Annotated in this window: 21 protein-coding genes and 4 tRNA genes; 13 read left to right on the top strand and 12 right to left on the bottom strand. The window is 57.3% G+C overall.

Annotation, left to right across the window (positions count from 1 at the left end; genetic code table 11):
- Positions 1–44 precede the first annotated feature (44 nt).
- The 4 genes from clpB (at position 45) to IF103_RS20895 (ending at position 3,196) form a co-directional block, all read left to right on the top strand.
- Positions 45–2,609, top strand: coding sequence for an ATP-dependent chaperone ClpB (gene clpB / locus IF103_RS20910; protein ID WP_104881231.1), 2,565 nt, complete (start codon positions 45–47; stop codon positions 2,607–2,609).
- 348 nt (positions 2,610–2,957) lie between these two features.
- Positions 2,958–3,033 (top strand) — tRNA-Asn (locus IF103_RS20905).
- A gap of 4 nt (positions 3,034–3,037) precedes the next feature.
- A tRNA-Pro gene (locus tag IF103_RS20900) sits at positions 3,038–3,114 on the top strand.
- A 6-nt stretch (positions 3,115–3,120) separates the two neighbouring features.
- Positions 3,121–3,196, top strand: a tRNA-Lys gene (locus tag IF103_RS20895).
- A 170-nt stretch (positions 3,197–3,366) separates the two neighbouring features.
- Here IF103_RS20895 and IF103_RS20890 read toward each other — a convergent pair.
- From IF103_RS20890 to IF103_RS20880, 3 genes are all read right to left on the bottom strand, one after another.
- A complete protein-coding gene (locus tag IF103_RS20890) occupies positions 3,367–4,662 on the bottom strand; it encodes an NAD(P)/FAD-dependent oxidoreductase (RefSeq protein WP_023382445.1) in 1,296 nt (431 codons plus the stop codon).
- Between the two features lie 84 nt (positions 4,663–4,746).
- Positions 4,747–4,920: a DUF3094 family protein gene (locus IF103_RS20885; RefSeq protein ID WP_023382444.1), complete on the bottom strand. Its 174-nt coding sequence runs from the start codon at positions 4,918–4,920 to the stop codon at positions 4,747–4,749.
- Between the two features lie 132 nt (positions 4,921–5,052).
- Positions 5,053–5,682, bottom strand: coding sequence for a DUF1780 domain-containing protein (locus IF103_RS20880; RefSeq protein WP_023382443.1), 630 nt, complete (start codon positions 5,680–5,682; stop codon positions 5,053–5,055).
- Positions 5,683–5,820: 138 nt separating this feature from the next.
- On the opposite strand from IF103_RS20880, the gene IF103_RS20875 reads away from it, so the two are divergent.
- Positions 5,821–6,471, top strand: coding sequence for an energy-coupling factor ABC transporter permease (locus tag IF103_RS20875; RefSeq protein ID WP_049818811.1), 651 nt, complete (start codon positions 5,821–5,823; stop codon positions 6,469–6,471).
- Between the two features lie 135 nt (positions 6,472–6,606).
- On the opposite strand, the gene yacG is transcribed toward IF103_RS20875, so the two are convergent.
- The 4 genes from yacG to IF103_RS20855 are packed head-to-tail and all read right to left on the bottom strand — an operon-like array spanning position 6,607 to position 9,504.
- On the bottom strand, positions 6,607–6,807 hold the full coding sequence (gene yacG / locus IF103_RS20870; RefSeq protein ID WP_023382441.1) for a DNA gyrase inhibitor YacG: 201 nt from the start codon (positions 6,805–6,807) through the stop codon (positions 6,607–6,609).
- Complete coding sequence (coaE, locus tag IF103_RS20865) at positions 6,804–7,427, bottom strand: dephospho-CoA kinase (RefSeq protein WP_023382440.1); 624 nt, start codon at positions 7,425–7,427, stop codon at positions 6,804–6,806. The genes yacG and coaE overlap by 4 nt, the downstream gene beginning before the upstream one ends.
- Positions 7,427–8,293, bottom strand: coding sequence for a prepilin peptidase (locus tag IF103_RS20860; RefSeq protein ID WP_023382439.1), 867 nt, complete (start codon positions 8,291–8,293; stop codon positions 7,427–7,429). Before IF103_RS20860 ends, coaE begins: the two co-directional genes overlap by 1 nt.
- A gap of 2 nt (positions 8,294–8,295) precedes the next feature.
- Positions 8,296–9,504, bottom strand: a complete 1,209-nt coding sequence (locus tag IF103_RS20855; RefSeq protein ID WP_202675649.1) for a type II secretion system F family protein — start codon at positions 9,502–9,504, stop codon at positions 8,296–8,298.
- A 214-nt stretch (positions 9,505–9,718) separates the two neighbouring features.
- On the opposite strand from IF103_RS20855, the gene IF103_RS20850 reads away from it, so the two are divergent.
- The 5 genes from IF103_RS20850 to IF103_RS20830 all read left to right on the top strand — a co-directional run bounded on the left by IF103_RS20850 (position 9,719) and on the right by IF103_RS20830 (position 13,921).
- Positions 9,719–10,129 (top strand): pilin, encoded by a 411-nt coding sequence (locus tag IF103_RS20850; protein WP_202675648.1) that lies wholly within the window; start codon positions 9,719–9,721, stop codon positions 10,127–10,129.
- Between the two features lie 71 nt (positions 10,130–10,200).
- A tRNA-Thr gene (locus IF103_RS20845) sits at positions 10,201–10,276 on the top strand.
- Positions 10,277–10,437: 161 nt separating this feature from the next.
- Positions 10,438–11,760: a tyrosine-type recombinase/integrase gene (locus IF103_RS20840; RefSeq protein ID WP_202675647.1), complete on the top strand. Its 1,323-nt coding sequence runs from the start codon at positions 10,438–10,440 to the stop codon at positions 11,758–11,760.
- A gap of 896 nt (positions 11,761–12,656) precedes the next feature.
- Positions 12,657–13,637, top strand: coding sequence for an integrase domain-containing protein (locus tag IF103_RS20835; RefSeq protein ID WP_202675646.1), 981 nt, complete (start codon positions 12,657–12,659; stop codon positions 13,635–13,637).
- On the top strand, positions 13,634–13,921 hold the full coding sequence (locus IF103_RS20830) for a hypothetical protein (protein WP_202675645.1): 288 nt from the start codon (positions 13,634–13,636) through the stop codon (positions 13,919–13,921). The genes IF103_RS20835 and IF103_RS20830 overlap by 4 nt, the downstream gene beginning before the upstream one ends.
- 289 nt (positions 13,922–14,210) lie before the next feature.
- On the opposite strand, the gene IF103_RS20825 is transcribed toward IF103_RS20830, so the two are convergent.
- The 5 genes from IF103_RS20825 to IF103_RS20805 all read right to left on the bottom strand — a co-directional run bounded on the left by IF103_RS20825 (position 14,211) and on the right by IF103_RS20805 (position 19,438).
- Positions 14,211–15,149, bottom strand: a complete 939-nt coding sequence (locus tag IF103_RS20825) for a hypothetical protein (RefSeq protein WP_202675644.1) — start codon at positions 15,147–15,149, stop codon at positions 14,211–14,213.
- Between the two features lie 61 nt (positions 15,150–15,210).
- A complete protein-coding gene (locus IF103_RS20820) occupies positions 15,211–15,771 on the bottom strand; it encodes a hypothetical protein (protein ID WP_202675643.1) in 561 nt (186 codons plus the stop codon).
- The gene (locus IF103_RS20815) at positions 15,752–16,279 is read right to left on the bottom strand and encodes a hypothetical protein (protein WP_202675642.1); all 528 of its coding nucleotides are present in this window, start codon (positions 16,277–16,279) and stop codon (positions 15,752–15,754) included. The genes IF103_RS20820 and IF103_RS20815 overlap by 20 nt, the downstream gene beginning before the upstream one ends.
- Before the next feature lie 704 nt (positions 16,280–16,983).
- Entirely contained in the window at positions 16,984–17,796 is an 813-nt protein-coding gene (locus tag IF103_RS20810) for an HNH endonuclease (RefSeq protein WP_202675641.1), read from the bottom strand.
- 1 nt (position 17,797) lies between these two features.
- The gene (locus tag IF103_RS20805; RefSeq protein WP_202675640.1) at positions 17,798–19,438 is read right to left on the bottom strand and encodes an ATP-dependent nuclease; all 1,641 of its coding nucleotides are present in this window, start codon (positions 19,436–19,438) and stop codon (positions 17,798–17,800) included.
- 113 nt (positions 19,439–19,551) lie between these two features.
- Between IF103_RS20805 and IF103_RS20800 the strand changes: the two genes are divergently transcribed.
- The 3 genes from IF103_RS20800 to IF103_RS20790 all read left to right on the top strand — a co-directional run bounded on the left by IF103_RS20800 (position 19,552) and on the right by IF103_RS20790 (position 22,430).
- Positions 19,552–19,770 carry a hypothetical protein gene (locus IF103_RS20800; RefSeq protein WP_202675639.1) on the top strand — a complete coding sequence of 73 codons (219 nt, stop codon included), beginning with the start codon at positions 19,552–19,554 and terminating at the stop codon, positions 19,768–19,770.
- Positions 19,771–20,362: 592 nt separating this feature from the next.
- Complete coding sequence (locus IF103_RS20795) at positions 20,363–20,599, top strand: hypothetical protein (protein WP_023382422.1); 237 nt, start codon at positions 20,363–20,365, stop codon at positions 20,597–20,599.
- Positions 20,600–20,807: 208 nt separating this feature from the next.
- Entirely contained in the window at positions 20,808–22,430 is a 1,623-nt protein-coding gene (locus tag IF103_RS20790) for a methyl-accepting chemotaxis protein (protein ID WP_186598721.1), read from the top strand.
- The last annotated feature ends 9 nt before the right edge of the window (positions 22,431–22,439 follow it).

Raw genomic sequence — 22,439 nt, 5'->3', positions numbered from 1 at the left:
GCGCTGTCCATCGCTCCGACCTGCCCTTTAAAGGAAGGTACCCCATGCGAATAGACCGTTTGACCAGCAAGCTGCAGCTGGCTTTATCCGATTCCCAATCCCTGGCCGTTGGCATGGACCATCCGGCTATCGAGCCCGTGCACCTGATGCAAGCGCTGCTCGAGCAGCAAGGTGGTTCGATCAAGCCGCTGCTGATGCAAGTCGGCTTCGACGTCAACAGCCTGCGCCAGGCCTTGGTCAAAGAGCTCGACCAGCTGCCGAAGATCCAGAACCCTACGGGCGACGTGAACATGTCCCAGGACCTGGCGCGCCTGCTCAACCAGGCCGACCGCCTGGCCCAGCAGAAAGGTGACCAGTTCATCTCCAGCGAGTTGGTACTGCTGGCCGCCATGGACGAGAACAGCAAGCTCGGCAAGTTGCTGCTCGGCCAGGGCGTGACCAAGAAAGCCCTGGAAAATGCCATCAACAACCTGCGCGGCGGCGCGGCGGTCAATGACGCCAATGCCGAAGAATCGCGCCAGGCGTTGGACAAGTACACCGTCGACCTCACCAAGCGCGCCGAGGAAGGCAAGCTGGACCCTGTGATCGGCCGTGACGACGAAATCCGCCGCACCGTGCAGGTGCTGCAGCGTCGTACCAAGAACAACCCTGTGCTGATCGGTGAGCCTGGCGTGGGTAAAACCGCCATCGCCGAGGGCCTGGCCCAGCGCATCATCAACGGCGAAGTGCCCGATGGCCTCAAAGGCAAGCGCCTGCTGGCCCTGGACATGGGTGCCCTGATTGCCGGCGCCAAATACCGGGGCGAGTTCGAAGAGCGCCTCAAGGCGCTGCTCAACGAGCTGTCCAAGCAGGAAGGCCAGATCATCCTGTTCATCGACGAACTGCACACCATGGTCGGCGCCGGTAAAGGCGAGGGCGCCATGGACGCAGGCAACATGCTCAAGCCGGCCCTGGCCCGTGGCGAGCTGCACTGCGTTGGCGCTACCACGCTCAATGAATACCGCCAGTTCATCGAGAAGGACGCAGCCCTTGAGCGGCGCTTCCAGAAAGTGCTGGTCGAAGAGCCGAGCGAAGAGGACACCATCGCGATCCTGCGTGGCCTGAAAGAGCGCTATGAAGTGCACCACAAGGTGGCGATCACCGACGGCGCCATCATCGCCGCGGCCAAGCTCAGCCACCGCTACATCACCGACCGTCAGTTGCCCGACAAGGCCATCGACCTGATCGACGAAGCGGCCAGCCGCATCCGTATGGAGATCGACTCCAAGCCCGAAGTGCTCGACCGCCTCGACCGCCGCCTGATCCAGCTCAAAGTCGAATCCCAGGCGCTGAAGAAAGAAGAAGACGAGGCCGCGAAGAAGCGCCTTGAGAAGCTGACCGAAGAAATCGAGCGTCTGGAGCGTGAGTACTCCGACCTTGAAGAAATCTGGGCTTCCGAAAAGGCTGAAGTACAGGGCTCGGCGCAGATCCAGCAAAAGATCGAGCAAGCCCGCCAGGAGCTGGAGTCCGCCCGTCGCAAAGGTGACCTGAGCCGCATGGCCGAGCTGCAGTACGGAGTGATTCCAGACCTGGAGCGCAGCCTGCAGATGGTCGACCAGCACGGCAAGTCGGATAACCAGCTGCTGCGTAACAAAGTCACCGAGGAAGAAATTGCCGAAGTGGTGTCCAAGTGGACCGGCATCCCCGTTTCCAAGATGCTCGAAGGTGAACGCGAGAAGCTCTTGAAGATGGAAGCGCTGCTGCACCAGCGTGTGATTGGCCAGCACGAAGCGGTCACCGCCGTTGCCAACGCTGTGCGCCGTTCCCGTGCAGGGCTGTCCGACCCCAACCGGCCAAGTGGTTCGTTCCTGTTCCTCGGCCCGACCGGTGTGGGTAAGACCGAGCTGTGCAAGGCGCTGGCCGAGTTCCTGTTCGACACCGAAGAGGCCATGGTGCGCATCGACATGTCCGAATTCATGGAGAAACACTCCGTGGCTCGCCTGATCGGTGCCCCGCCAGGCTACGTCGGTTATGAAGAGGGCGGTTACCTGACCGAAGCCGTACGCCGCAAGCCCTATTCGGTGGTGTTGCTCGACGAAGTGGAGAAGGCACACCCGGATGTGTTCAACGTGCTGCTGCAAGTGCTGGAGGACGGCCGCCTGACCGACAGCCATGGCCGTACCGTGGACTTCCGCAACACGGTGATCGTGATGACCTCCAACCTGGGCTCGGCGCAGATCCAGGAACTGGTGGGCGATCGCGAAGCCCAGCGTGCGGCGGTTATGGATGCGGTGGGGTCGCACTTCCGTCCGGAGTTCATCAACCGGATCGACGAAGTGGTGGTGTTCGAGCCCCTGGGCCGCGACCAGATCGCTGGCATCACCGAGATCCAGCTGGGCCGCCTGCGCAGCCGCCTGCTCGAACGCGAGCTGACGCTGAGCCTGAGCCCGGAGGCGTTGGACAAGCTGATCGCCGTGGGTTACGACCCGGTGTATGGCGCACGGCCGCTGAAGCGGGCGATCCAGCGCTGGATCGAAAACCCGCTGGCGCAGCTGATCCTGGCAGGCACGTTCATGCCAGGCACGGCGATTACCGCCACGGTCGAGGGCGACGAGATCGTCTTCGCCTGATTCACCGCTGTGCCACGAGCCCCGCATTCGCGGGGCTTTTTTTTAGCCGGCCCCCCAAAACCCAGGCTTTTCGGCACTCCCAGATAACTTGCTGAAAATTTTGAAATTTTTGCTTGCATCTAAAATCGAGTGCCCCTAATATACGCCGCGTTGTCAGGCACTAAGCGAATCACCAGCAACACCGGGGATCGCAAAACAACTTACAAATCAGTAAGTTGAATGAAAAAAAGTGGTTGACAAGCAAAACGAAGAATGTAGAATAGCCGGCCTCAGCAGCGACAACGCGAAAGCGAAGAAGCTAAAGGGTTCGAAGCTAACACAGCCTTCGAAGTTGTACCGAAGTTCAGTTCCGCGATAGCTCAGTCGGTAGAGCAAATGACTGTTAATCATTGGGTCCCTGGTTCGAGTCCAGGTCGCGGAGCCAATCTCGGGGTGTAGCGCAGTCCGGTAGCGCGCCTGCTTTGGGAGCAGGATGTCAGGAGTTCGAATCCCCTCACCCCGACCATTTTCCGGGTCGTTAGCTCAGTTGGTAGAGCAGTTGGCTTTTAACCAATTGGTCGTAGGTTCGAATCCTACACGACCCACCATGTAAAAAGGGCATCTCGAATGAGATGCCCTTTTTCTTTTGTCTCGAATTTAGGTTTTGGGGTTTTGCTGGCTTTATCGCCGGCAAGCCGGCTCCTGCGGGGCGGGTGATTGGCGGGCAAAAAAAGTGGGAGAGGGCAAGCCCGCTCCCACAGGGTGTTTCAGCGCGCTGTCAGTGCAGCTTCAGGCGAGGCTCGGTACCGCGACCAATCTTGCTGCCCAGCATCAGCATCGCCGTGCGGAAGACCCCATACAACGCCATCTGGTGCATCCGGTACAGCGACACATAGAACATCCGCGCCAGCCAGCCTTCCAGCTTCACGCTGCCCATCAGGTTACCCATCAGGTTGCCCACCGCCGAGAAGCGCGACAGCGATACCAGCGAGCCGTAATCCTTGTAGGCATAGGTGTGCAGCGGCTTGTTCTCCAGGCGCGCCTTCAGGCTCTTGGCCAGTGTCGAGGCTTGTTGGTGTGCCGCCTGGGCCCGTGGCGGCACGTTGCGGTCGCTGCCAGGTTGCGGGCAGGCGGCGCAGTCACCGAAGGCGAAGATGTCGTCGTCACGGGTGGTCTGCAGGGTAGGGCGCACCACCAGCTGGTTGATACGGTTGGTTTCCAGGCCGTCGATGTCCTTGAGGAAGCCCGGCGCACGAATGCCCGCCGCCCACACCTTCAGGCTGGCCTGGATCATTTCGCCATCCTTGGTCTTCAGGCCCTCGGCCGTCACTTCGCTGACCGCCGCGTTGGTCATCACCTTCACCCCGAGTTTTTCCAGGGTCTTGTGCACCGGCACGCTGATGCGCTCCGGCAGTGCCGGCAGCACCCGTGGGCCCGCTTCGATCAGGGTGATGTGCATGTCCTTGGGCTGGATGCGGTCCAGGCCATAGGCCGCCAGTTCATGGGCGGCATGGTGCAGCTCGGCGGCCAGTTCCACACCGGTGGCACCGGCGCCGACGATGGCCACGCTGATTTTCTCGCTTGCCACATCGCCGGCGTGGGCACGCAGGTAGTGGTTGAGCAACTGCTGGTGGAAGCGCTCGGCCTGCTTGCGGGTGTCCAGGAACAGGCAGTGCTGCGCCGCGCCCAGGGTGCCGAAGTCGTTGGTGTTACTGCCGACGGCAATCACCAGCGTGTCGTAGCCCAGCGTGCGCGCCGGCAGCAACTCGCGGCCCTCTTCATCGAGGGTGGCAGCGAGCTGGATCTGCTTGCCCTCACGGTCCAGGCCGCTCATGCGTCCCAGCTGGAAGTTGAAGTGGTTCCACTTGGCCTGGGCCACGTAGTTCAGTTCGTCTTCCGAAGAGTTCAGCGAGCCTGCGGCCACTTCGTGCAGCAGCGGTTTCCAGATGTGCGTGAGGTTAGCGTCGACCAGGGTGATCTCGGCCCGCTTGCGCTTGCCAAGGCTTTTACCCAGGCGGGTCGCCAGTTCCAGGCCGCCGGCGCCGCCGCCGACAATCACGATGCGATGAGTCATGGGGATATCTCATAAGGTTTACGGAATTCCTGGCCCTGGGGGCCGGCCGCAAACTGCGCGAGAGGAGGGCGAGCGCGAGGCAGCTCATAGCACCAGTCCACTCAACAGGCGGCTAATGAGGCCCAGGGCGATGGTCACGGCCACCACCAGGACAAGGAGCAGCCACGGCCTGAAAGGCTTGCGCTCGACTTGGTGCTGGGGGGCTCGCAGGTACTCATCGACACGACGCTGATCTTCCGGATTCAGTCGGCTGGTCATGGTGGGCCTCGTCAGATAGACGTTTGTGACTGCGCGAACGCCACAGCGTTCACGCAAGCGCTTGAAACAAATGATAATGCTTTCTATCCCTGGCGCCGAGTTTACGCCATTGCAAAGACTCTCGGCACTGGATCAAAGACTGATTCCGACATCGAACACGATACTGCGCCCCAGGTTGCCGCGCAGGAAGTCCGGCGCATCGGGGTGAGCGAACAACACCCGGGCGAAGGTCGGCCCGACCAGTGACAGCGAGCGCCAGCCCTGGCGCAGGTATTCGGTGGGCGGCGGGAAGTGCGTGTTGAGGTCGAGCACCTCACGCTTGAGGCTGGAGAAGGCGATGATGTCCAGCTCGCTCAGGTCCAGCCCGCGTTCGCGGTAGTTATGCGCCTTCTTGCGCAAGGTCGGGGCCAGGCGCCCAAGCAGTTCGGCGGCACTGATCCGCCTTGGCCGCGCTTCACGCCGCACCAACTGCGCCAGCGAAAAGGCGCTGCGCCGGCGTTGCAGCTCTTCGCGCCATTCGTCATTCAGCCGGCGCCCCTCATCGAGCACGAAAAACACCTCGAACGCCGCATCGCGGAACAGCACGTCGGGCGGTTCCTGGCCGGCGGGGGAAAAGTCCTCGCTGCGGTAGGGAATGTTCAGGCCTTGCAGCAGACGCTGGCAGACCCAACGCTCGCGCTCCCATTTGCGGGCATTGGACAGGAATGCATTGGCTTGTTCGGCCTGGATGGTAAGCAGGCGCAGGTAGTCTGAGTCATCCATGTGAACTAGCTTAGTCGGCAATTGTGAACGGTAAGAGCTTGTTTGCCCGTGGGAAACGTCATCAAGGTGTAGACTCGGGGTATCTGAAACGGGAGCGAGCTTGAGTTGATCAGCGCACAGGTCCTGTCTTCCACCAGCATGACCGTGGGTTGGCTGGCATACGTACCGCTGTTGATCTGGGCGGCGACGCGCACGCGCTGGGTGGAATTGTTCACCGACAGCCGCCGTCAGCACCTGCTGTTCGGCACGGTCTTTTGCCTCTTCGCGCTGTGGTTGGTCAGGCGCGACTTCGACACCGGCGTGTCTTACCACTTCATCGGCATGACTGCCGTGACCTTGCTGCTGGACTGGCCGTTGGCGATGCTTGGCGGCTTTCTCGCCCAGCTCGGGTTGCTGGCGCTTGGCCGCCAAGACATGGCGGCCTTGGGGGTCAACGGGCTGCTGCTGATTGGCTTGCCGGTGCTGATTACCGAAGTGTGCGCGATCCTGGTCGAGCGGGCGCAGCCGCGTAACCTGTTCGTCTACATCTTCTGTTCCGGGTTCTTCCCGGCAGCGCTGACAGTGTTGGCCTGTTTGGTGGCGGGGTTGGGGTTGCTGTGGCTGGATGGGCGATTCGCCATGCCGGAATGGCTCAGCGACTTCGTGGGCTACCTGTGGTTGATGATGTTCCCGGAGGCGTTCATCAACGGCACGGTGATCAGTGCGCTGGTGGTGTTCTGCCCGGAGTGGCTGGAGACGTTCAACCGCACGCGGTATTTGCAGGCGCCATGGAAGGAGGATGAGCGGTGATTGTGTGTTGGCTGTTCCGGCCTCTTCGCGGGTAAACCCGCTCCCACAGGTACTGCACCGATCTTGAAAACCGTGAGATCTCTGTAGGAGCGGGTTTACCCGCGAAAGGGCCCTTACGAGCACCGTGCTATCGGATCAATGCCGAGACTCCAGATCCCCCGAATACAGCTCATCCTCCGACTCATCCGCCCCAGGAATCTTGTGCTCTTCCGCCGCCCAGGCGCCCAGGTCGATCAATTTGCAGCGGTCCGAACAAAACGGCCGGAACGGGCTGTGCTCGTTCCATTCCACAGGTGCGCCACAGGTCGGGCAATCGACGGTCAATGGCTGGCTCATGGCTGGCCTCCTCGTAAAGTCAGGTAAAAGTGGTGCAGGCGGTCGATCTGCGCATGCAGCGCGCTCAGGTCGCGATCATTGACCACCACATCGTCGGCATGGCGCAGGCGCTCCTCACGGGCCAACTGGGCCTTGAGAATCGCCTGCACCTGCTCGCTGCTGGTGTTGTCCCGCTTCAACGTGCGCTCCATCTGCAGCGCTTGCGGAGCATCGATCACCAGCACGCGTTGGGTTTTCTGGTGCTGACCAGACTCGATCAACAGCGGCGAAACATACACCGCATAAGGCGACTCGGCCTTCGCCAGGTAGCTGAAGATCTCCTGCCCGATCAGCGGGTGCAGCAGTTGCTCCAGCCATTTGCGCTGCGTCGGGTCGGCGAAGATCAGCTGGCGCAGGGCGGCGCGATCGAGCTGGCCATCTTCCTGCAGCACGCCTGGGCCGAAACGCTCGACGATGCTGGCCAGGGCAGGGCGCCCGGGTTCGACCACCCAGCGCGCAGCCTGGTCGGCGTCGACCAGGTGCACGCCCAGTTCGACGAAACGTTCGGCAGCCGCGCTTTTGCCGCTGCCAATACCGCCAGTCAGGCCCAGAATCCAGGGGGTGAAGGCCGCAGTGGTCATCAGAGTCCCAGTAGTTGCATGTAAGAGGCGTATATTTCATCACCCCAGAGCAACGCAATCCACCCTGCGATGGCCAGATAAGGCCCAAACGGCAACGTCGTACTCAGCGATTGCCGACGCACACGCAGCAGGCACAGGCCAACCAGCACCCCCAGCACCGATGACAACAGCAAGGTCAGCGGCAGCACCTGCCACCCGCCCCAGGCGCCGATCAACGCCAGCAGCTTGAAGTCCCCATAGCCCATGCCCTCCTTGCCGGTCAGCAGCTTGAACACCCAGTACACGCTCCACAGGCAGAGGTAACCCGCAATCGCGCCCCACAGCGCATGGCTCAGGGGTACGAAGGTGTGGAAGGCATTGGCGATCAAGCCTAGCCACAGCATTGGCAGCACCAGCACGTCGGGCAGCAACTGGTGTTCGATATCGATCAGGCTCAAGGCCAGCAGGCACCAGGTGAGCAACAGTAGCAACAGCAGCTGCGCGGCACTGCCGCCATGCCACGCGACTACCAGCGACACGGCCGCGCACGCCAGCTCCACCAGTGGATAACGCGGGCTGATGCGGCACTTGCACGCCGAGCAGCGCCCACGCAGGGCCAGGTAACTCAGCACCGGGATGTTTTCCCAGGCACGAATCGGGTGCCCGCAGCCCGGGCAGCGGGAGGCCGGCAGGCACAGGTCGAAGCGTTCATGCACCGAGGTCGGCAGCCCCAGCACCTGCTGTGCTTCGCGCTGCCATTGGCGTTCGAGCATGATCGGCAGGCGGTGCACCAACACGTTCAGAAAGCTGCCGACCAGCAACCCCAGGAGGGCGGCCAAGGTCATCAGGTAAGCCGGCTGCGCAGCCAGGAAAGTCCATAAAGTCATGTTCAGATCAAACTACCCAACTGGAAAATCGGCAGGTACATGGCTACCACCAGGCCGCCAACCAGCACGCCCAGGACCAGCACGATGGCCGGCTCCAGCAGGCTGGTCAACTGGTCCAGTGTCTGGCTGACCTGTTCTTCGTAATGGCTGGCGGCCTTCTCTAGCATCACGTCCAGCGTGCCACTGGATTCGCCGATGGCCACAAGCTGCACCAGCAACGGCGCAAACAGCGGCTCACTGGCCATCGCCTGATTCAGCCCCTGCCCATTGGCCATGCCCTGACGCAAGCGCAGGATGGCCTGCTCGTGCACAGGGTCGCCGCTCACCCTCGCCACCGTTACCAGCGCATCCAGCAGCGCAACGCCCGCCGCGTAGGCGGTGCCCAGGCTGCGGGCGAAACGCGCCAAGGCCGCTTGCCCCAGCAATGTGCCGAACACCGGCAAGCGCAGCGCGTAGCGCGTTATCCACAACCGCGCCGACGCATGCTGCCGATAGAGCCGGAGCACGCCGGCCATCAGAACCAGCGCGCCAATCAGCAACCCCGGCGCATAACGCCCCAGCGCTGTGGATAAGTCGATGACCCACTGAGTGAAAGCTGGCAACTCGCTGTTGAACCCCGCAAACAAGTTCTGAAAGCGCGGAATCACCTCCAGCAACAGCAGTGCCGAAACGCCCAGCCCCGTCAGCAACAACAGCACCGGGTACAGCATGGCCTTGCGCACCCGCTTGCGCAGCGCCTGGCGCTGTTCCAGCATGCCCGCCAACTGTTCCAGTTGCCGGTCGAGCGTGCCGGACTGCTCACCCACCCTTACCAGGTTGCAGTACAACGCATCGAACCAGCCCGGGTGGCGCTGTAGCGCATCGGCCAGCCCCAAGCCCGCCGCCACATCCTGTTTCAATCGCCCCAGCAATGCCGCTTGCCCCGCACCACAGCCGCTGCGCCCCATCACCTCGAACGCCTGCAGCAGCGGCACGCCCGCCTTGAGTAACGTCGCCAATTGCCGGCTGAAGCCCGGCGCATCGGTTTTTTCCCGAGCCTTCGGCCATTGCCAACCCCGCGAACCCGCCCGCTGCACCCGCACGTCCCGAACACCCTGGCGCAGCAGCCCCGCCCGCACATAGGCAGGGCTGCGCCCGCGGGTTTCGCCACTGACCGGCGTGCCATCGGGATCGGTGCCATGCCAGCTGTAGAGGTGTGTCGATGAGCTCATGAACAGTCCTTGGGTACCTGTGCGACAAGCTTGGAAACAGCTTGCCGAGTCCATTGTCGGGCGCGCTTGCCTGATGCTCACTAGAGTAGTTCAGCGAACATGACGCCCAGACGGGCAGGGGTGACAAAAGGTGTCTGATCAGGCCTACTGCGCCGCTGTCAGCCGGGGTCGAGAGTGACCTCAACGAGTACGCGTATCGAAAAGGAAGATGTTCATGAAAGGGCAACGAGGTATCACCCTGATCGAACTGATGATCGTCGTGGCGATCATTGGCATCCTGGCGACCATCGCCATCCCGATGTACACCAACCACCAGTCCCGCACCAAGGCGGCGGCAGGCTTGCTGGAGATTTCAGCGCTCAAGACCGCGATGGACCTGCGCTTGAACGAAGGCAAGGACGTATCCGACGTCGCCGCCCTCGGCGGCCAGCCCGCCACCTCCCATTGCGCCATCACCGCCACCGGCAAGGCCGCCGACGGCAGCGCCACGCTCGAATGCACCCTGGCGGATGCACCGTCCAACGTGCTGGGCAAGACCGTCACCCTGACCCGCTCGGCCACAGGTTGGAGCTGTGCGACCAACATCGAAGAAGACCTCGCGCCGAAGGGGTGCAAGGCGCCTTGAGGGCAGGGCAATAAGTCAGGGGAAACAGGAGTTTGCGTAACGGGTGCGAGCAGTGGTACGTTGCGCTACACGCCGGTGTAGCTCAGTCGGTAGAGCAGCGCACTCGTAACGCGAAGGTCGCAGGTTCGATTCCTGTCTCCGGCACCAGTTCAGGTTCCAGCGAAGGCTACCAAAATCTCTGGAACCCCTGTAAAACCCGCCTTTTGGCGGGTTTTTTCGTTATGGCGTTCCGTCGGATTCCGACAGCTGCCAGCCGATTTAGGGGTAACGTTTGGGATAAAGTCGATTCGATAAAGGGGTTTACCCTTATGGCTCGTACTACTGCTCCCCTGACCGACACCGCATGCCGCTCGGCCAAGCCTACTGACCGCCCCTACAAGCTTTTCGACGGTGACGGTCTTTACCTCCTCGTTTACCCCAATGGCCGCAAAGGCTGGCGCTTCCGGTATGTGAAACCGGATGGGCGAGAGGGGCTGACCTCGTTTGGCAACTATCCCGTCATTGGTCTCGCAGATGCTCGGCAGAAGCGTCTGGAGACTAAGCGGATGCTAGCTGAGGGCATCGATCCGATTGCGTCCAAGCAGCAGGCCAAGGCCGAGGCGGTTGTGAGAGGCCACACATTCGAGCGCGTTGCTTTGGACTGGCATAAGGAAATGTCCGTGAAGTGGGCGCCTGGCCATTCGAGGACGGTGCTGAGTCGCTTGAAGACGCACGTATTCCCGCTGCTAGGCGCACGCGCCATCGTTGATCTGGATACCTTCGACCTCATGCAGCCGCTTGAGGCGATCAAGAAGCGCGGCACGATTGATGTGGCGTTGAGGGTGCAAAACTACCTACAAAGCATCATGCGTGAGGCGAAGCGGCTGCGACTGATCACGGTGAACCCGGCATATGACCTTGAGGGCTTCATCAGCGCACCACGGGTTACGCACCGGCCTGCACTCCCGCTGTCACGTTTGCCTGAGTTGATGGACCGCATCGAGAACTACAAGGGACGCATGCTCACTCGGCTGACCGTCATGCTGTCCCTGCATGTGTTTGTCCGGTCCAGCGAATTGCGCTTCGCACGTTGGAGTGAGTTCGACCTGAAGCGCGGTATCTGGGAGATACCTGATACGCGACCGGCGTTGGACGGCGTTCCGTATTCGACCAGAGGGACGAAGATGGCGGGCGATATCCACCTAGTCCCTCTGTCACCGCAAGCGGTGGCGTTGCTCGAACAGATTTATGCGATCACGGGGTACTTCGACCTGGTGTTCACCAGTGACGCTCGCTCGTGGAAGCCTATGTCCGAGAACACGGTCAACAGCGCTTTGCGGAACATGGGCTACGACACCAAGACCGAAATCTGCGGGCATGGATTTCGGTCAATGGCGTGCAGTGCCTTGGTCGAATCCGGGCTTTGGTCCGAGACGGCTATCGAACGGCAGATGAGTCACAGGGAGCGCAACAACGTTCGGGCGGCATATATCCACAAGGCCGAGTTCCTGGAGGAACGGCGAATGATCATGATTTGGTGGAGCCGTTACCTCGAAGCGAACCGGCAGGAGCATATCTCGCCGCATGAGTTCGCGAATCAGACCGGGACAAACGTCTCTAGCCTTAGAGCAAGGCGTGGCGCAGTCGAGTGAGCGCACGGCTTTGAAGTTTCGATGATCCGCTTTCCATGCGGGTCCATCCAAACAGGGCTGCAAAGCCGCCCTGTTTGGATGGACCTCATCTGAAAAATCAAAAACACCAAATCGGCCATTGGAAACCACGAGATTCCGTACACGCCCAACGTCATGTTCAACTGCAAAATCCAGCGGGCGAGTCGCTTGACCCTCTCGGATTGCGGGCGTAGAAAAGACAGTGCAAAGGCTGTCGTTGACAGCACCCCAGGTGACCCGAGCCTTCAAGGTCACGCCGCTCTCGCGGTGGTTCTCCCCAAGGGCGATTCGCATCCGGCAGTTCGCCCGGTCACTACCCATGTGATGGATGCTCTTACACATATAGCGCTCGAGCGCCAGACACACCGTACCTCGCTGCCCTGCAGCAACCTATCCGCTTGGCCGACTATTGCGCCAACCTGTGCCCGTCTCTTTCTTCTGGAAAGAGACGGGCACTTCTACCGCTGCTGCAGCCCTGATCGCACAAGGCTTTGCGGCATTCCCCCTCGTGACAATCGGCGTGACAAACGCCGATGTCACCAGCAACAGCGCTGTAGATGATGGTGCCGCAGACCAAGGAATGGACTGCACCTGACTGACAGTCAGGCACGCCCCGGTCATCGCAGTGCTGCGTTCACCCGGCTCAGGATCTTCAGGCACTGGTCTCGTCAGCCAGTGCTGCCTCCACCCGCCCACCGGTAACGGTGCTCAGGAGGCCAGATCATGAGATGCCCTTGCTCCCGGACGTAAGGAGCCGCCAGTCCCGCGCTAGAGGACATCCCCACAGGTCGCAGGGGCCTTGATCCCTGATAACACTCAGCATTCTTGGCGGGATGACGTGGGGCGAGGATCGGATAGCGGAAGAGGAGGTGACTGACATGGCATTGGTAGGTAGGCGCGATGGCCGCAATTTCGGCTACGGCAGGCAGTTGAGCTACGCAGGACCTCAGGCGCTGAAAGACATGTTTGGCGGCGGCCACTACGGCACGGTCAAAGCACACTGTGATCGGTGGCAGGCATTCGTGAGGTGGTGCCGCTCCGAACAGGGGCCCGGCATCAATGATGCGCGGCAGATTGATTGTGGGGTATTGGCCGACTATGCGGCGCATCTGCGCGACGTGGTTGGGCGCGGTGACCTAGCCGTCAGCACCGCACAAAATCGGCTATCCAGCGTTAACAGGACCATGGCGGCGCTTCGCGGTGATCAGTACGTGAAGTTGCCCAGTCCGAGCAAGGCATTGGGTATGCAGCGCGCTGGGGTTCGCCACTCGGTGCCGCAGGGCCAAGACCGCGAACAGTTTAAGCAGATCGTCGATGCGCTTTGCAACCAACATCAACTACGGGCCGCCGCGATTGTTTTGTTGGCGCGAGCCACCGGCATGCGCTTGCGAGAGGCCATCTTGGCTGACCTGCCACGGCTAAGCCGTGAGGCTAACGATCTAGGTAGGATTAACATTCAGGATGGCACCAAAGGCGGCCGCGCCGGCGCCTCGGCGCCACGTTGGATTGCGGTGGACGACCATGTTCGAGGTGCACTTGAGTTTGCGCGGCAGGTGTTGCCTGCGGGCAGCCGCAACCTGATTGCGCCGCACGAAAGCTACCTGAATCTTCTGCAGCAAATCATCCGCCCTGCGCGGGACATCCTGCATGCACACAACCTCAAAGGCTTCCATGAGCTACGTGCGGCGTACGCAAGTGAACGCTATGAGCAGATCACCCAACACCCTGCGCCTATCAACGGCGGCCTATGTTGCCAGACAGATAGGAACCTAGATCGTGAGGCCCGGAGGCAAATTAGCTATGAGCTGGGGCACGGTCGAATCGATGTGGTCGCTGCCTACATTGGAGGACGGTCATGAGTCTGCCATTCGATATGGAACTGTTCTTGGCTGGCGTGCTGACCGGATCGAGCGCGACGCGGCAGCGCCATTTACGGCAAGCAAAGTTCATTTACGCTGAGATATCTGAACGCTGGCAGCTGGAAACACCTTGGGCTTGGCAGAGAAAACATTTGACTTGGTTTCTTGAACACCGACTAGCTGGGCGATGCTCAGCGACTCGGTACTACTACCTGCTGACGGTGCGGCTGCTAGCTCGTCGTTTAGAACATCCATGGGCCTTCAAATGCCAAGCTAAGATCTGATTAGTCGCCACGACCGCTTTAGCCCCATAGCTGACGGTGGGGAGAGGCGGAAATCGGCTAATATCGGTCATTCTTGGGGGCGGAAATTAAACTGACGTAACTAAATGATTTGAATAAATGTTGTGAAGTTGAAGTTATAGATCAGCCAATTAATTGTCGCGGTCCGCACAGTATAAAGACATAAGCATATATCGAAAAAGAAGGCGGTTTTTCGTATACCGCCTAAAGAAAAAACATGATCCGATCTCTTGGGATTATGCTATTGATTGCTAGCTTGTTTGTAGGGCCTTTATTTATGGCGTGGCCTTTGAGATCTGGTTTTCTTAAAATCAATAGGCCGTTCGTGGCTTTGCTGTGACATGCTGATTAAGTGAGTGACATATGGGTGATAATTGCTGATATCAGCCTGCGGCATATCAATGATATAGGTGGGGCGTCGGCCAATTCCCCCCCTTGAAGTCCCGATAACCTTCCCATGCCACCGCTCTTTGCCATCGCGTTTAAGCCACACCCGATCATGAAGATCTTCAACTACGTGAAAAGTCACTTTGAGTTTTTTTGATGCAAGTTGGTCTGCTATGCGGTTTGCTACGCCCTGAGATACTTTTGTGGGGCCTCCCTCGTTTTTGCTCGGGTTACCCTTATAGATAAACTTGATGGTTTTATTGGTGCCAAAGATGCCAAGTAGTGCATCCGCATAATCAATATCATACTTAGAAGTGTCTTCTGCTGTCTCGTTGTGGCCGGCAGTTTTTTCGCGTTTGAATAGGAACGGGTCAATTGCAATTACTTCAACAGCGTCTTGAAGCCAGTCGCTTAGCGCTTCGTCCGCTTGATTCTTACCCCGTTCTTTCGCTGTGATAGACGGCCCGCCATTGACAATTAACTCAACAGGGGCGTTCGAAGATTGCGATCCGATTAGAGGGCATGACTGCCCAACTGAGCGGATTGCCCGGGAGATCTCATCTCCCAGCGCAGAAGGCATTTCTTTTATAATTGAGTCTAAGGCACTTTGTTTTTTATTGATGTTGTCAAGCTGATTTAAGATCTCATATTGATAATAGTGACACCGTTCTAATTCGTGGTCGAGGCCTAAAACCTCAATGTAGATTTCGCTTGCTATTCGAATGATGTTTTCTGACTGCTCGGCCTGGCGTAGCTCATCAGAATAGGAGCTTAGAATTTTCTCAATTCTTCGGATGATAACATGTCTCATTTTCAGTTCCATGGGTATGATCGCGAGATTCTCGCAGTATTCATTGTGTTAGAGGCTTTCTCAATGAGGCTTGCTAGTCAAAGTATTCATAACCCATCCCGGTGTCAATTTCCCGCTTTAGAATTCTCAGTACCATAAGCAGGCTGTCACCAGCATCAATTAAGGTGGCTTCGTTATTTTTCGCAATCAAAACTTTGTCGATGAAAAAGTATAATGTTTTATTATCTTTGCTAATGTGGTCGTTAATAGGGTCGAGCGTTAGTATATTGCCTAGACCCCACGTTTTTTCCAGGTCGCATAGATAGCCGGAGCTGTTTCTGTTACGGTGCCTAGAGTCCAAGTTGATTTTTAGCTCTTCGAAATCAGTGCCGACGATATCTCTAAGTATTCCGTCCTTTAGTAGGAGGTGATGCTCATTTTTTATCTCGAAATAAGAGTATATTCGTTTCTCGCCTTCAAAGCTTTCAATGTGTGGCGTGATGTAGGGCACTGCGTTGTGTTTTAAAAAATTATTCACGTCGATATAGATGCTGTGCTTTACACCGGCGTTACTGTATATGTTGCAGAAAAAAGGGTGCATGTATGAGAAATATTTTTTTATATCAAGGCTAAGGTCAAGCCGCTCTTCCTGCACATCGGTAGCCTAATACGAACTCTTTTGCTGAAGCGCCATACTCATGTAGGGAGCTTGAAATTGCACTCCCTAAAAAACCAATCCAATAATCTCGGGCATTTATGTTTGTTAAAGCGTGAATTTTGGAGAGTTCAGAATCGTATACACCTTTAAGATCTTGTATGTTTAGAATTTTCTTGTTGGTGCTGGTTGATTTGAATTTGTCAAGTATGAATTTATTGCTTATAGAGCGGTACTGAACTTTTCTTATTTTGGAATGAGGTATGCCAATTTTTAGCATGCATAGGATGCAGTAATAATCAATAAGTGAAGATAATGAGTTTAGTAGCGCATCAGAGTATGCCTGGTTTAACGTCGCATTGTGTTTGTCTATGTTCTGGATAGGGGCAAGGGTTTCATTTAGGTAAGTTATATTGGTTTCTTCTCGTGCCCTGTAAAGGATTTCAATTTTTTCAAATTGGTATGAAATGTTCCTCTCAAATTCTTTTATCAGTCCTGGTGTGTTCATGTTTTCAGTCCTTCAATGTTGATGTGTCACCTAAATTTTCCGCTGTGCTTTGAAATTTGATTCCTGGACGCGGCAGTATTAAAATACCGTTTGTCAGCATTCCGTAATGCTATGACCCCGTTAGTGAGCCATCTGCAATACACTAGAATTTAAGATTTTGGCTCAGCGTTTTATTTGGAATTATGTCCGCTCCGGCTACCACTGTTCGGATTTTGCAAGTGCGCGCCATCGCATGATGGCCAGATGCCGCTAGCTGCGGTGGGACGTTGAATCAAGAATAGGCAAGAGTCAATACGTAGTGTGAATTGGTTCCAGCATCGTAGACATACTGGATGGGCCTTGGGTCGGTCTCTGCTGGGCGCCGCCGTCAGCTATGGGTCGGTTAGCAGCCTTCGCGACTGACCGCTAATGACCCATAGCTGCTCTTGGTAGAGGACTGTTCACGGCCAAATGTAGGCCTCCGTTAGGTAGCAAAACCTTTCGGGTGCTGAGGCAAGGAATATTTCGGAGCCTACCCACCCCTAAGGAGAGGGGCAGTGCGTCCTTGCTGAAATTGATCGGTTGAGAGCGTCATCGAGTGCCTATGAGACAAGTGACAATTCATTGCTCTAGGGAATTCGGGCCCTTATTACCGCCAGCGCCCTTCCATTAGGCCTCGCTATTAGTAATTTCTAGCTAACACTCGTTACTAATCAATGTATTGTTCATAGTGACTGCAAGTACCTGAGCGCATCATCATTTAGACTCAAGCCATGCCAGAAGGCGCAACGCCATCCGTTAGCCGACTTTCCGCATTCAAATTCATAGTTTTCGAGCCGCTGAATTTCCGTTTTTATGCTTACCAAGCTAGATCGATCTGGAAGAAACGTCCTTATGCCATTGATCAAGACCCCCCATTGTGTTGTCAGATATTCATCGATTCCCGCTCGCCTTAGGACATTGTCGATTTGCCACTGAACAACAGCAAGCTGACTTCCGGCCACATTGTAAGGTATTGGCGTCAGTAGTGGCGCATTCCAATCAGGTTCGAATCGTACAGACAAGATCTTGTTATTTGCAAAGTAGTCAAAATATGGATGCAGAGGGCGCTCTCCTGCGTTCGCGCCTTTGAACGCGTTGCTTCTCTTGTTGTTGCATCTATCGCAAGCCGGCACCAAATTCTTTGAGTAAAAAGAGAATTCTGCATAATTTGCTTTGGGTAGGTAATGATCCAACGTCCCCAGTGCATCTCGTCCACACACGGGGCACACGCCGTCAAGTTGAGATCGCAGCGTCGCAATAAAATTTAGAACGGAGGGTGGCGCTTTATAAATTCCGTTAAGGTCTTCTTTTAGTGGGGCATATGATGCATCCTCAGCGATACCCCAGGGATCGCCATTGCAAATATCATAGGCTTGATAGCGCTCAGCAATGTCAGCTATGCGATGCACAATTGCTTTCGCATTTTCCTTTCTAGAATGCTGCAGAAAGCTGAGAAGCAAATTATCTTGAATGGTGGGCGGATCGACTTTCCTCATTTTACTGCTCCATCATCCTGCGCAGGCGCATGAGAGCTTCGGCACTCAATTCGGAAGAGTATCTATCAAGTGCCTCCGAAAATGTATTGCTCTCTTGCTCTGCTAGTTCTAATAGCTCTTCATAAAGATGGTGGGGTAGATCGTCGCCAAATACCTCATTCGAGATTGATGCGACATTGGCTCCTAGCGTTTGCATGCGCGGCTTTCTTACAGTGAGTACTCCATCTTCATCGCGCATCACATGCACCTGAGCACTCTGAACTTCCCTGACGACAAACGGGGAGTGTGTGGCGACGAATGCTATCGAACGTGTACCGTTCAGAATTTTGTTTAGGCTACGCATAAATCTTGATATAAGGTTTGGATGCAGAAAATTCTCCGGTTCATCAATAATCAGCGCGGATGCCGGCCCAGAGTTAGCTAGTGCAACCAATATGAATTTTAGGAAGGCCTGCTGGCCCAAGCTAAGTTTGCGTTCCTTTCCGTTTTTATCGACAAATTTCAATGACTGCCAAGAGGCGACATTTGCCGCATTCTTTAAGATACTTTGTTCGCCACCACGTTTCCACTCTGAAAATGGCATATAGACTACATCGTGAAATGCCATTCTTTCTGACTCTCCTGGTCTGTCTTTTTTCATTGGGACCAGAACTTCAAACTCGCTGAATTCGGTGCGCAAAATGTCTGAGAGATGATGAAGTAAAGCACCTTGAGCATCATGTCCGCGAGCCACATCAACAAGCAATGTTGTTGCAGAGTCCTCGCCTTGCTTGCGGGGGCTTGCCGGATTGAATGTAAAAATTCTAGCTCTCGCGAGCCCCTCCTTTGAAGAGGGGGAGAATTGTCGAACAGATGCAGTGTGAATGAAAGCTATAACTTGATTCAGTTCGGGGCGATTGGTAATTTCAGCTGATCGACTTTCTTTGTCGGCCAAAACTTTTGAGAGCTTTGCAAGCGCCGAAGTTTTGCCGCAGCCATTCTGGCCGATAATGACTGCGATCCGCCCTCTGAGAAAATTTTGGCTGTCAAACTGGAAATCGAACTGGGCGTGGGGGCCGGCTCCCTTTAACTCAACACTGAAAGGTTGACGTGCATCAGCATCAAGTTCTTGCAGGCCTTGCAATATACGCTCACCCTTGCGATAAGCAAAGTAGGCTTCGCTTGATCTAATCATCGCATGGGTGAACACTTCTTCTTTATAGAAGTCGTACCAGTTATTGCTGAAGGTCCGGCTTTTAGTCGTTGCTACATCTTGTAAGCTAGCTAGGATTTTCCTTGCCTGTGACTCGCCTAGCGTCCGCCGCAAAAAACTGTATGACCTTGCATCTACCAGCAGTGTGCGGAAGGGTTTTTTTATTTCGCGGTGGTAAATTTCAGGTTTGTCAGGCGAAAGCAGACTGCCAACAGCTTCAGAAAGATCTTTTTCTCCTTGAATGGCACACCTCCCTTCAAGCCAATAAATTTGCCCTTGTTTATCGCGATAGCCTATGGAGCATGCTGTAAGGTAGCCGAAGTCGTTAAATTTGCGGGCCAGCGGAACAATGAAAGCTTCCGCCTTGGAGCTTTCCGCGAAGCTCTCATCCAAAAGGAAGGATGTCAGTGGCTGGTTGGGATTAGCGTTAGAGCTTTTTTTTGCTGGCATTCCAAGATCCATCTTAAGTCAGGCGAGCCGCGACATTATCAGCGTGAGCGGCCTACTGATACTGTCTGGTAAAAAAACGATGCAATTTCGGAAGAGCTGACAGATTTGTTGGGATGACTATCCGCCTCTGGCCAATAGCCTCCCTTAGCCAACGGCAGCTTTGGGTCGATAGCTGCTATCCCCCAGAAGAGCCTGAACCTGGCTTTGGCGAATGGATTGCAGAACGCTTCAGCGATTTCCATCATCCTGTCATGGCTTTTTCGCAATGGTCGGGAGCTCCGAAATACGGTGAGGATAATTTTAGGGATAAAGAGTTGTACCCTGAAGAATAATACCCCTTGAATTCAGAGTCTTCCGTGTCGATACGATTCCTGTCTTTGCCACAGTTAGTCCATTACAGATGTGCTTGCCTTCGGCCCCACCGCCAAACGACAAAATCACCATTTTCCGCACAATCCAGCACTATCGACGCCTTTCCTCTAAAAATCAGAGACGTTTCCTACAGCTTTAAACCTTGTCCCATCCAAGCCGCAAGGATAAATTTCCTAAGTCGCGGCAAATTCCGTGACCGGGCGTAGGAACCCGTTGGTAAACTTGGCGCATGCACTAGGCGCCCCCTGCACCACAGCTGGCGCTTTTTTTGTGCCTGCCGTGCTGTGTAATGGCGGCTGTGTGTGGGCGGGCTTCGGCCTGGCCGGGTTTCCCAAGTTCCCCGGTATTCCTACCCCATACACAGCTGCCACCCAATCCCGTAGGAAGGATCGTGGTAGCTCCAACCAAAACTTGGAGTCTCATGCATGCCCATCAAAAATCCGATAAGGATCCTCGCATCCGCTCTCCGCCGCCGCCCCAAACCGGCCCACACCCCTCCAACCTTCTACCCCATCCACACCCAAACCACCCCCGCACCCAAGCAGGTGCCCCATGACTGACCAAGAACGCCTCTCCAACCTGCAAAGCTACGCCTGGACCCTCGAACTCCTCGGCGAAGCGCTGGTCCAGCACGACGAAATGCTGGAGTGCGAACACAACCCACGCCTGAGCTTCCGCAACACCGCTGGCATCCACCAGGCCATCCGGATCATCAGCCGCCTGGCCAGTGAGCAATGCGGAAAAGTCCTCCAGCAGAGCGACACCGGCACACACCCTCCAACCGAGTAAAAACCACCACCATGCTGGCTCGGCCAAACCCAGGCGACACCGACCGAAGCCAGCATGTGCCCAAGCCCCATTGCGCGCCGCCTCACCCCACCAGCGCCCCCGCCCGATAATTGTGTTCGATCACCGCACAAAGCCCACCAACCCGAGGTAAACACTGCGCGCTTCCTGCCGATCGTACGAGCAGTCCACCAGCCTCCGGTAACCTGCCATGTCCGTACGCAGTCTCAACATCGCCACTCGCTCCTACCTGAGTTTCAGCCTGATCGCCGTGTTGGTGGTCTTCCTGGGCCTGTTCTCCATCAACAAAATCTCTTCCATGCGCGAAGCGGTGGTGTACACCGAGCAGGTCACCAACGCCGGCACGCGCTACCTGGGCGAGATCCGCAGCCACATGCTGGGCCTGCGGGTCATCACCATGCGCATGACCCTGGCCCGTGCCCCGGCGCAGTTGGCGCCGACGCTGGCGCGGCTGGAGGAGTTGAAGGGGCTGCTGGACGCCGGGATGAAGGACTTCGGCGCCGTGGCGCCGCCCTCGGCGCAACCTGCTTTCGTGGAAATGCAGCAACTGATCGGCAAGTACCGTGTGCTCATCGACCAGTACAAACTGCTGTCCGACCAGAACCAGGTACCGCAGATGCAGGCCATGCTCAGCGGTGAGATGCAGGACATTTCCAACCGTATCGGCGAGCTCTACGACACGCTGGTGAAATCCAGCCGCGATGTCGCTGCGCGCTACACCGCCGATGCCAGCGCCGAATACCAGCGCGCGCTGTACCTCACCTACTCGATTCTGGGGTTGGTGGTGGTGCTGACGGTTGGCCTGGCCTGGCTGCTGACCCGCAGCATCGTCAGCCCGCTGCGCGAGGCCATCGACGTGGCCCAGGGCATCGCCGGTGGCAACCTGGCCCGGGTGGTGCGCACCGATGGCCGTGACGAAGCGACGCAATTGATGAGGGCGCTGGCGGCGATGCAGGACAGCCTCAAGGATGCCCTGCGTCTGATCGCCGACTCGTCCCAGCAACTGGCGGCGGCCAGTGAGCAGATGTCGGCCATCACCCGGCAGACGTCCAGCGACCTCAATCGCCAGAGCGACGAGATCCAGCTGGCGGCCACGGCGGTGACCGAGATGAGCGCCGCGGCGGAGGAGGTCGCGCACAACACCGTCAGCACCTCCGAGGTGTCGCGCCAGTCCGAAGACGCCGCGCGCCTGGGCCGCGAGCGGGTAGGGCAGGTCATCAGTTCGATCGACAAGATGAACGAAAATGTCGGCGAGGCCTGCCGCCAGATCGGCGAGCTGTCCGAACAGTCCCAGGAGGTGGGCAAGGTGCTGGACGTGATCGGGGCCATTGCCGGGCAAACCAACCTGCTGGCGCTCAACGCTGCCATCGAGGCGGCGCGGGCGGGCGAGGCCGGGCGTGGTTTCGCGGTGGTGGCTGACGAAGTGCGGGCGCTGGCGGCGCGTACCCAAAGCTCGACGCTGGAAATCGAAGAAATGGTCAACGCCATCCGCAATGGCACCGCCCGTGTGGTGACCTCGATGCAGAGCAACAGCCAGCAGGTGCGCGAAACCCTGGAAGTGGCCGAGCTGGCCGGGCAGGCCCTGGATGAGATCACCTCGGGCGCAAGCACCATCCACGAGCGCAACCTGGTGGTGGCCAGCGCCACCGAAGAGCAGGTGCAGGTCGCGCGCGAGATCGATCGCAATCTGTTGAACATCCGTGACCTGTCGCTGCAAACCTCCGACGGCGCCAGTCAGATCAGCAGCGCCAGCCAGGAGCTGGCCAGCCTGTCGATTGGCTTGAACGACATGATGAAGCGCTTCCGCTTCTGATAGCCCTTG

Source organism: Pseudomonas sp. SK2 (assembly GCF_016772395.1).
GTDB lineage: Bacteria > Pseudomonadota > Gammaproteobacteria > Pseudomonadales > Pseudomonadaceae > Aquipseudomonas > Aquipseudomonas taiwanensis.
This window is presented reverse-complemented; position numbering and strand designations above follow the sequence as displayed.

Coding starts and splice junctions, on each gene's coding strand:
- clpB (WP_104881231.1), top strand. CDS start 45: ATGCGAATAGACCGTTTGACCAGCAAGCTGCAGCTGGCTTTATCCGAT.
- IF103_RS20890 (WP_023382445.1), bottom strand. CDS start 4,662: ATGACTCATCGCATCGTGATTGTCGGCGGCGGCGCCGGCGGCCTGGAA.
- IF103_RS20885 (WP_023382444.1), bottom strand. CDS start 4,920: ATGACCAGCCGACTGAATCCGGAAGATCAGCGTCGTGTCGATGAGTAC.
- IF103_RS20880 (WP_023382443.1), bottom strand. CDS start 5,682: ATGGATGACTCAGACTACCTGCGCCTGCTTACCATCCAGGCCGAACAA.
- IF103_RS20875 (WP_049818811.1), top strand. CDS start 5,821: ATGACCGTGGGTTGGCTGGCATACGTACCGCTGTTGATCTGGGCGGCG.
- yacG (WP_023382441.1), bottom strand. CDS start 6,807: ATGAGCCAGCCATTGACCGTCGATTGCCCGACCTGTGGCGCACCTGTG.
- coaE (WP_023382440.1), bottom strand. CDS start 7,427: ATGACCACTGCGGCCTTCACCCCCTGGATTCTGGGCCTGACTGGCGGT.
- IF103_RS20860 (WP_023382439.1), bottom strand. CDS start 8,293: ATGACTTTATGGACTTTCCTGGCTGCGCAGCCGGCTTACCTGATGACC.
- IF103_RS20855 (WP_202675649.1), bottom strand. CDS start 9,504: ATGAGCTCATCGACACACCTCTACAGCTGGCATGGCACCGATCCCGAT.
- IF103_RS20850 (WP_202675648.1), top strand. CDS start 9,719: ATGAAAGGGCAACGAGGTATCACCCTGATCGAACTGATGATCGTCGTG.
- IF103_RS20840 (WP_202675647.1), top strand. CDS start 10,438: ATGGCTCGTACTACTGCTCCCCTGACCGACACCGCATGCCGCTCGGCC.
- IF103_RS20835 (WP_202675646.1), top strand. CDS start 12,657: ATGGCATTGGTAGGTAGGCGCGATGGCCGCAATTTCGGCTACGGCAGG.
- IF103_RS20830 (WP_202675645.1), top strand. CDS start 13,634: ATGAGTCTGCCATTCGATATGGAACTGTTCTTGGCTGGCGTGCTGACC.
- IF103_RS20825 (WP_202675644.1), bottom strand. CDS start 15,149: ATGGAACTGAAAATGAGACATGTTATCATCCGAAGAATTGAGAAAATT.
- IF103_RS20815 (WP_202675642.1), bottom strand. CDS start 16,279: ATGAACACACCAGGACTGATAAAAGAATTTGAGAGGAACATTTCATAC.
- IF103_RS20810 (WP_202675641.1), bottom strand. CDS start 17,796: ATGAGGAAAGTCGATCCGCCCACCATTCAAGATAATTTGCTTCTCAGC.
- IF103_RS20805 (WP_202675640.1), bottom strand. CDS start 19,438: ATGCCAGCAAAAAAAAGCTCTAACGCTAATCCCAACCAGCCACTGACA.
- IF103_RS20800 (WP_202675639.1), top strand. CDS start 19,552: ATGACTATCCGCCTCTGGCCAATAGCCTCCCTTAGCCAACGGCAGCTT.
- IF103_RS20795 (WP_023382422.1), top strand. CDS start 20,363: ATGACTGACCAAGAACGCCTCTCCAACCTGCAAAGCTACGCCTGGACC.
- IF103_RS20790 (WP_186598721.1), top strand. CDS start 20,808: ATGTCCGTACGCAGTCTCAACATCGCCACTCGCTCCTACCTGAGTTTC.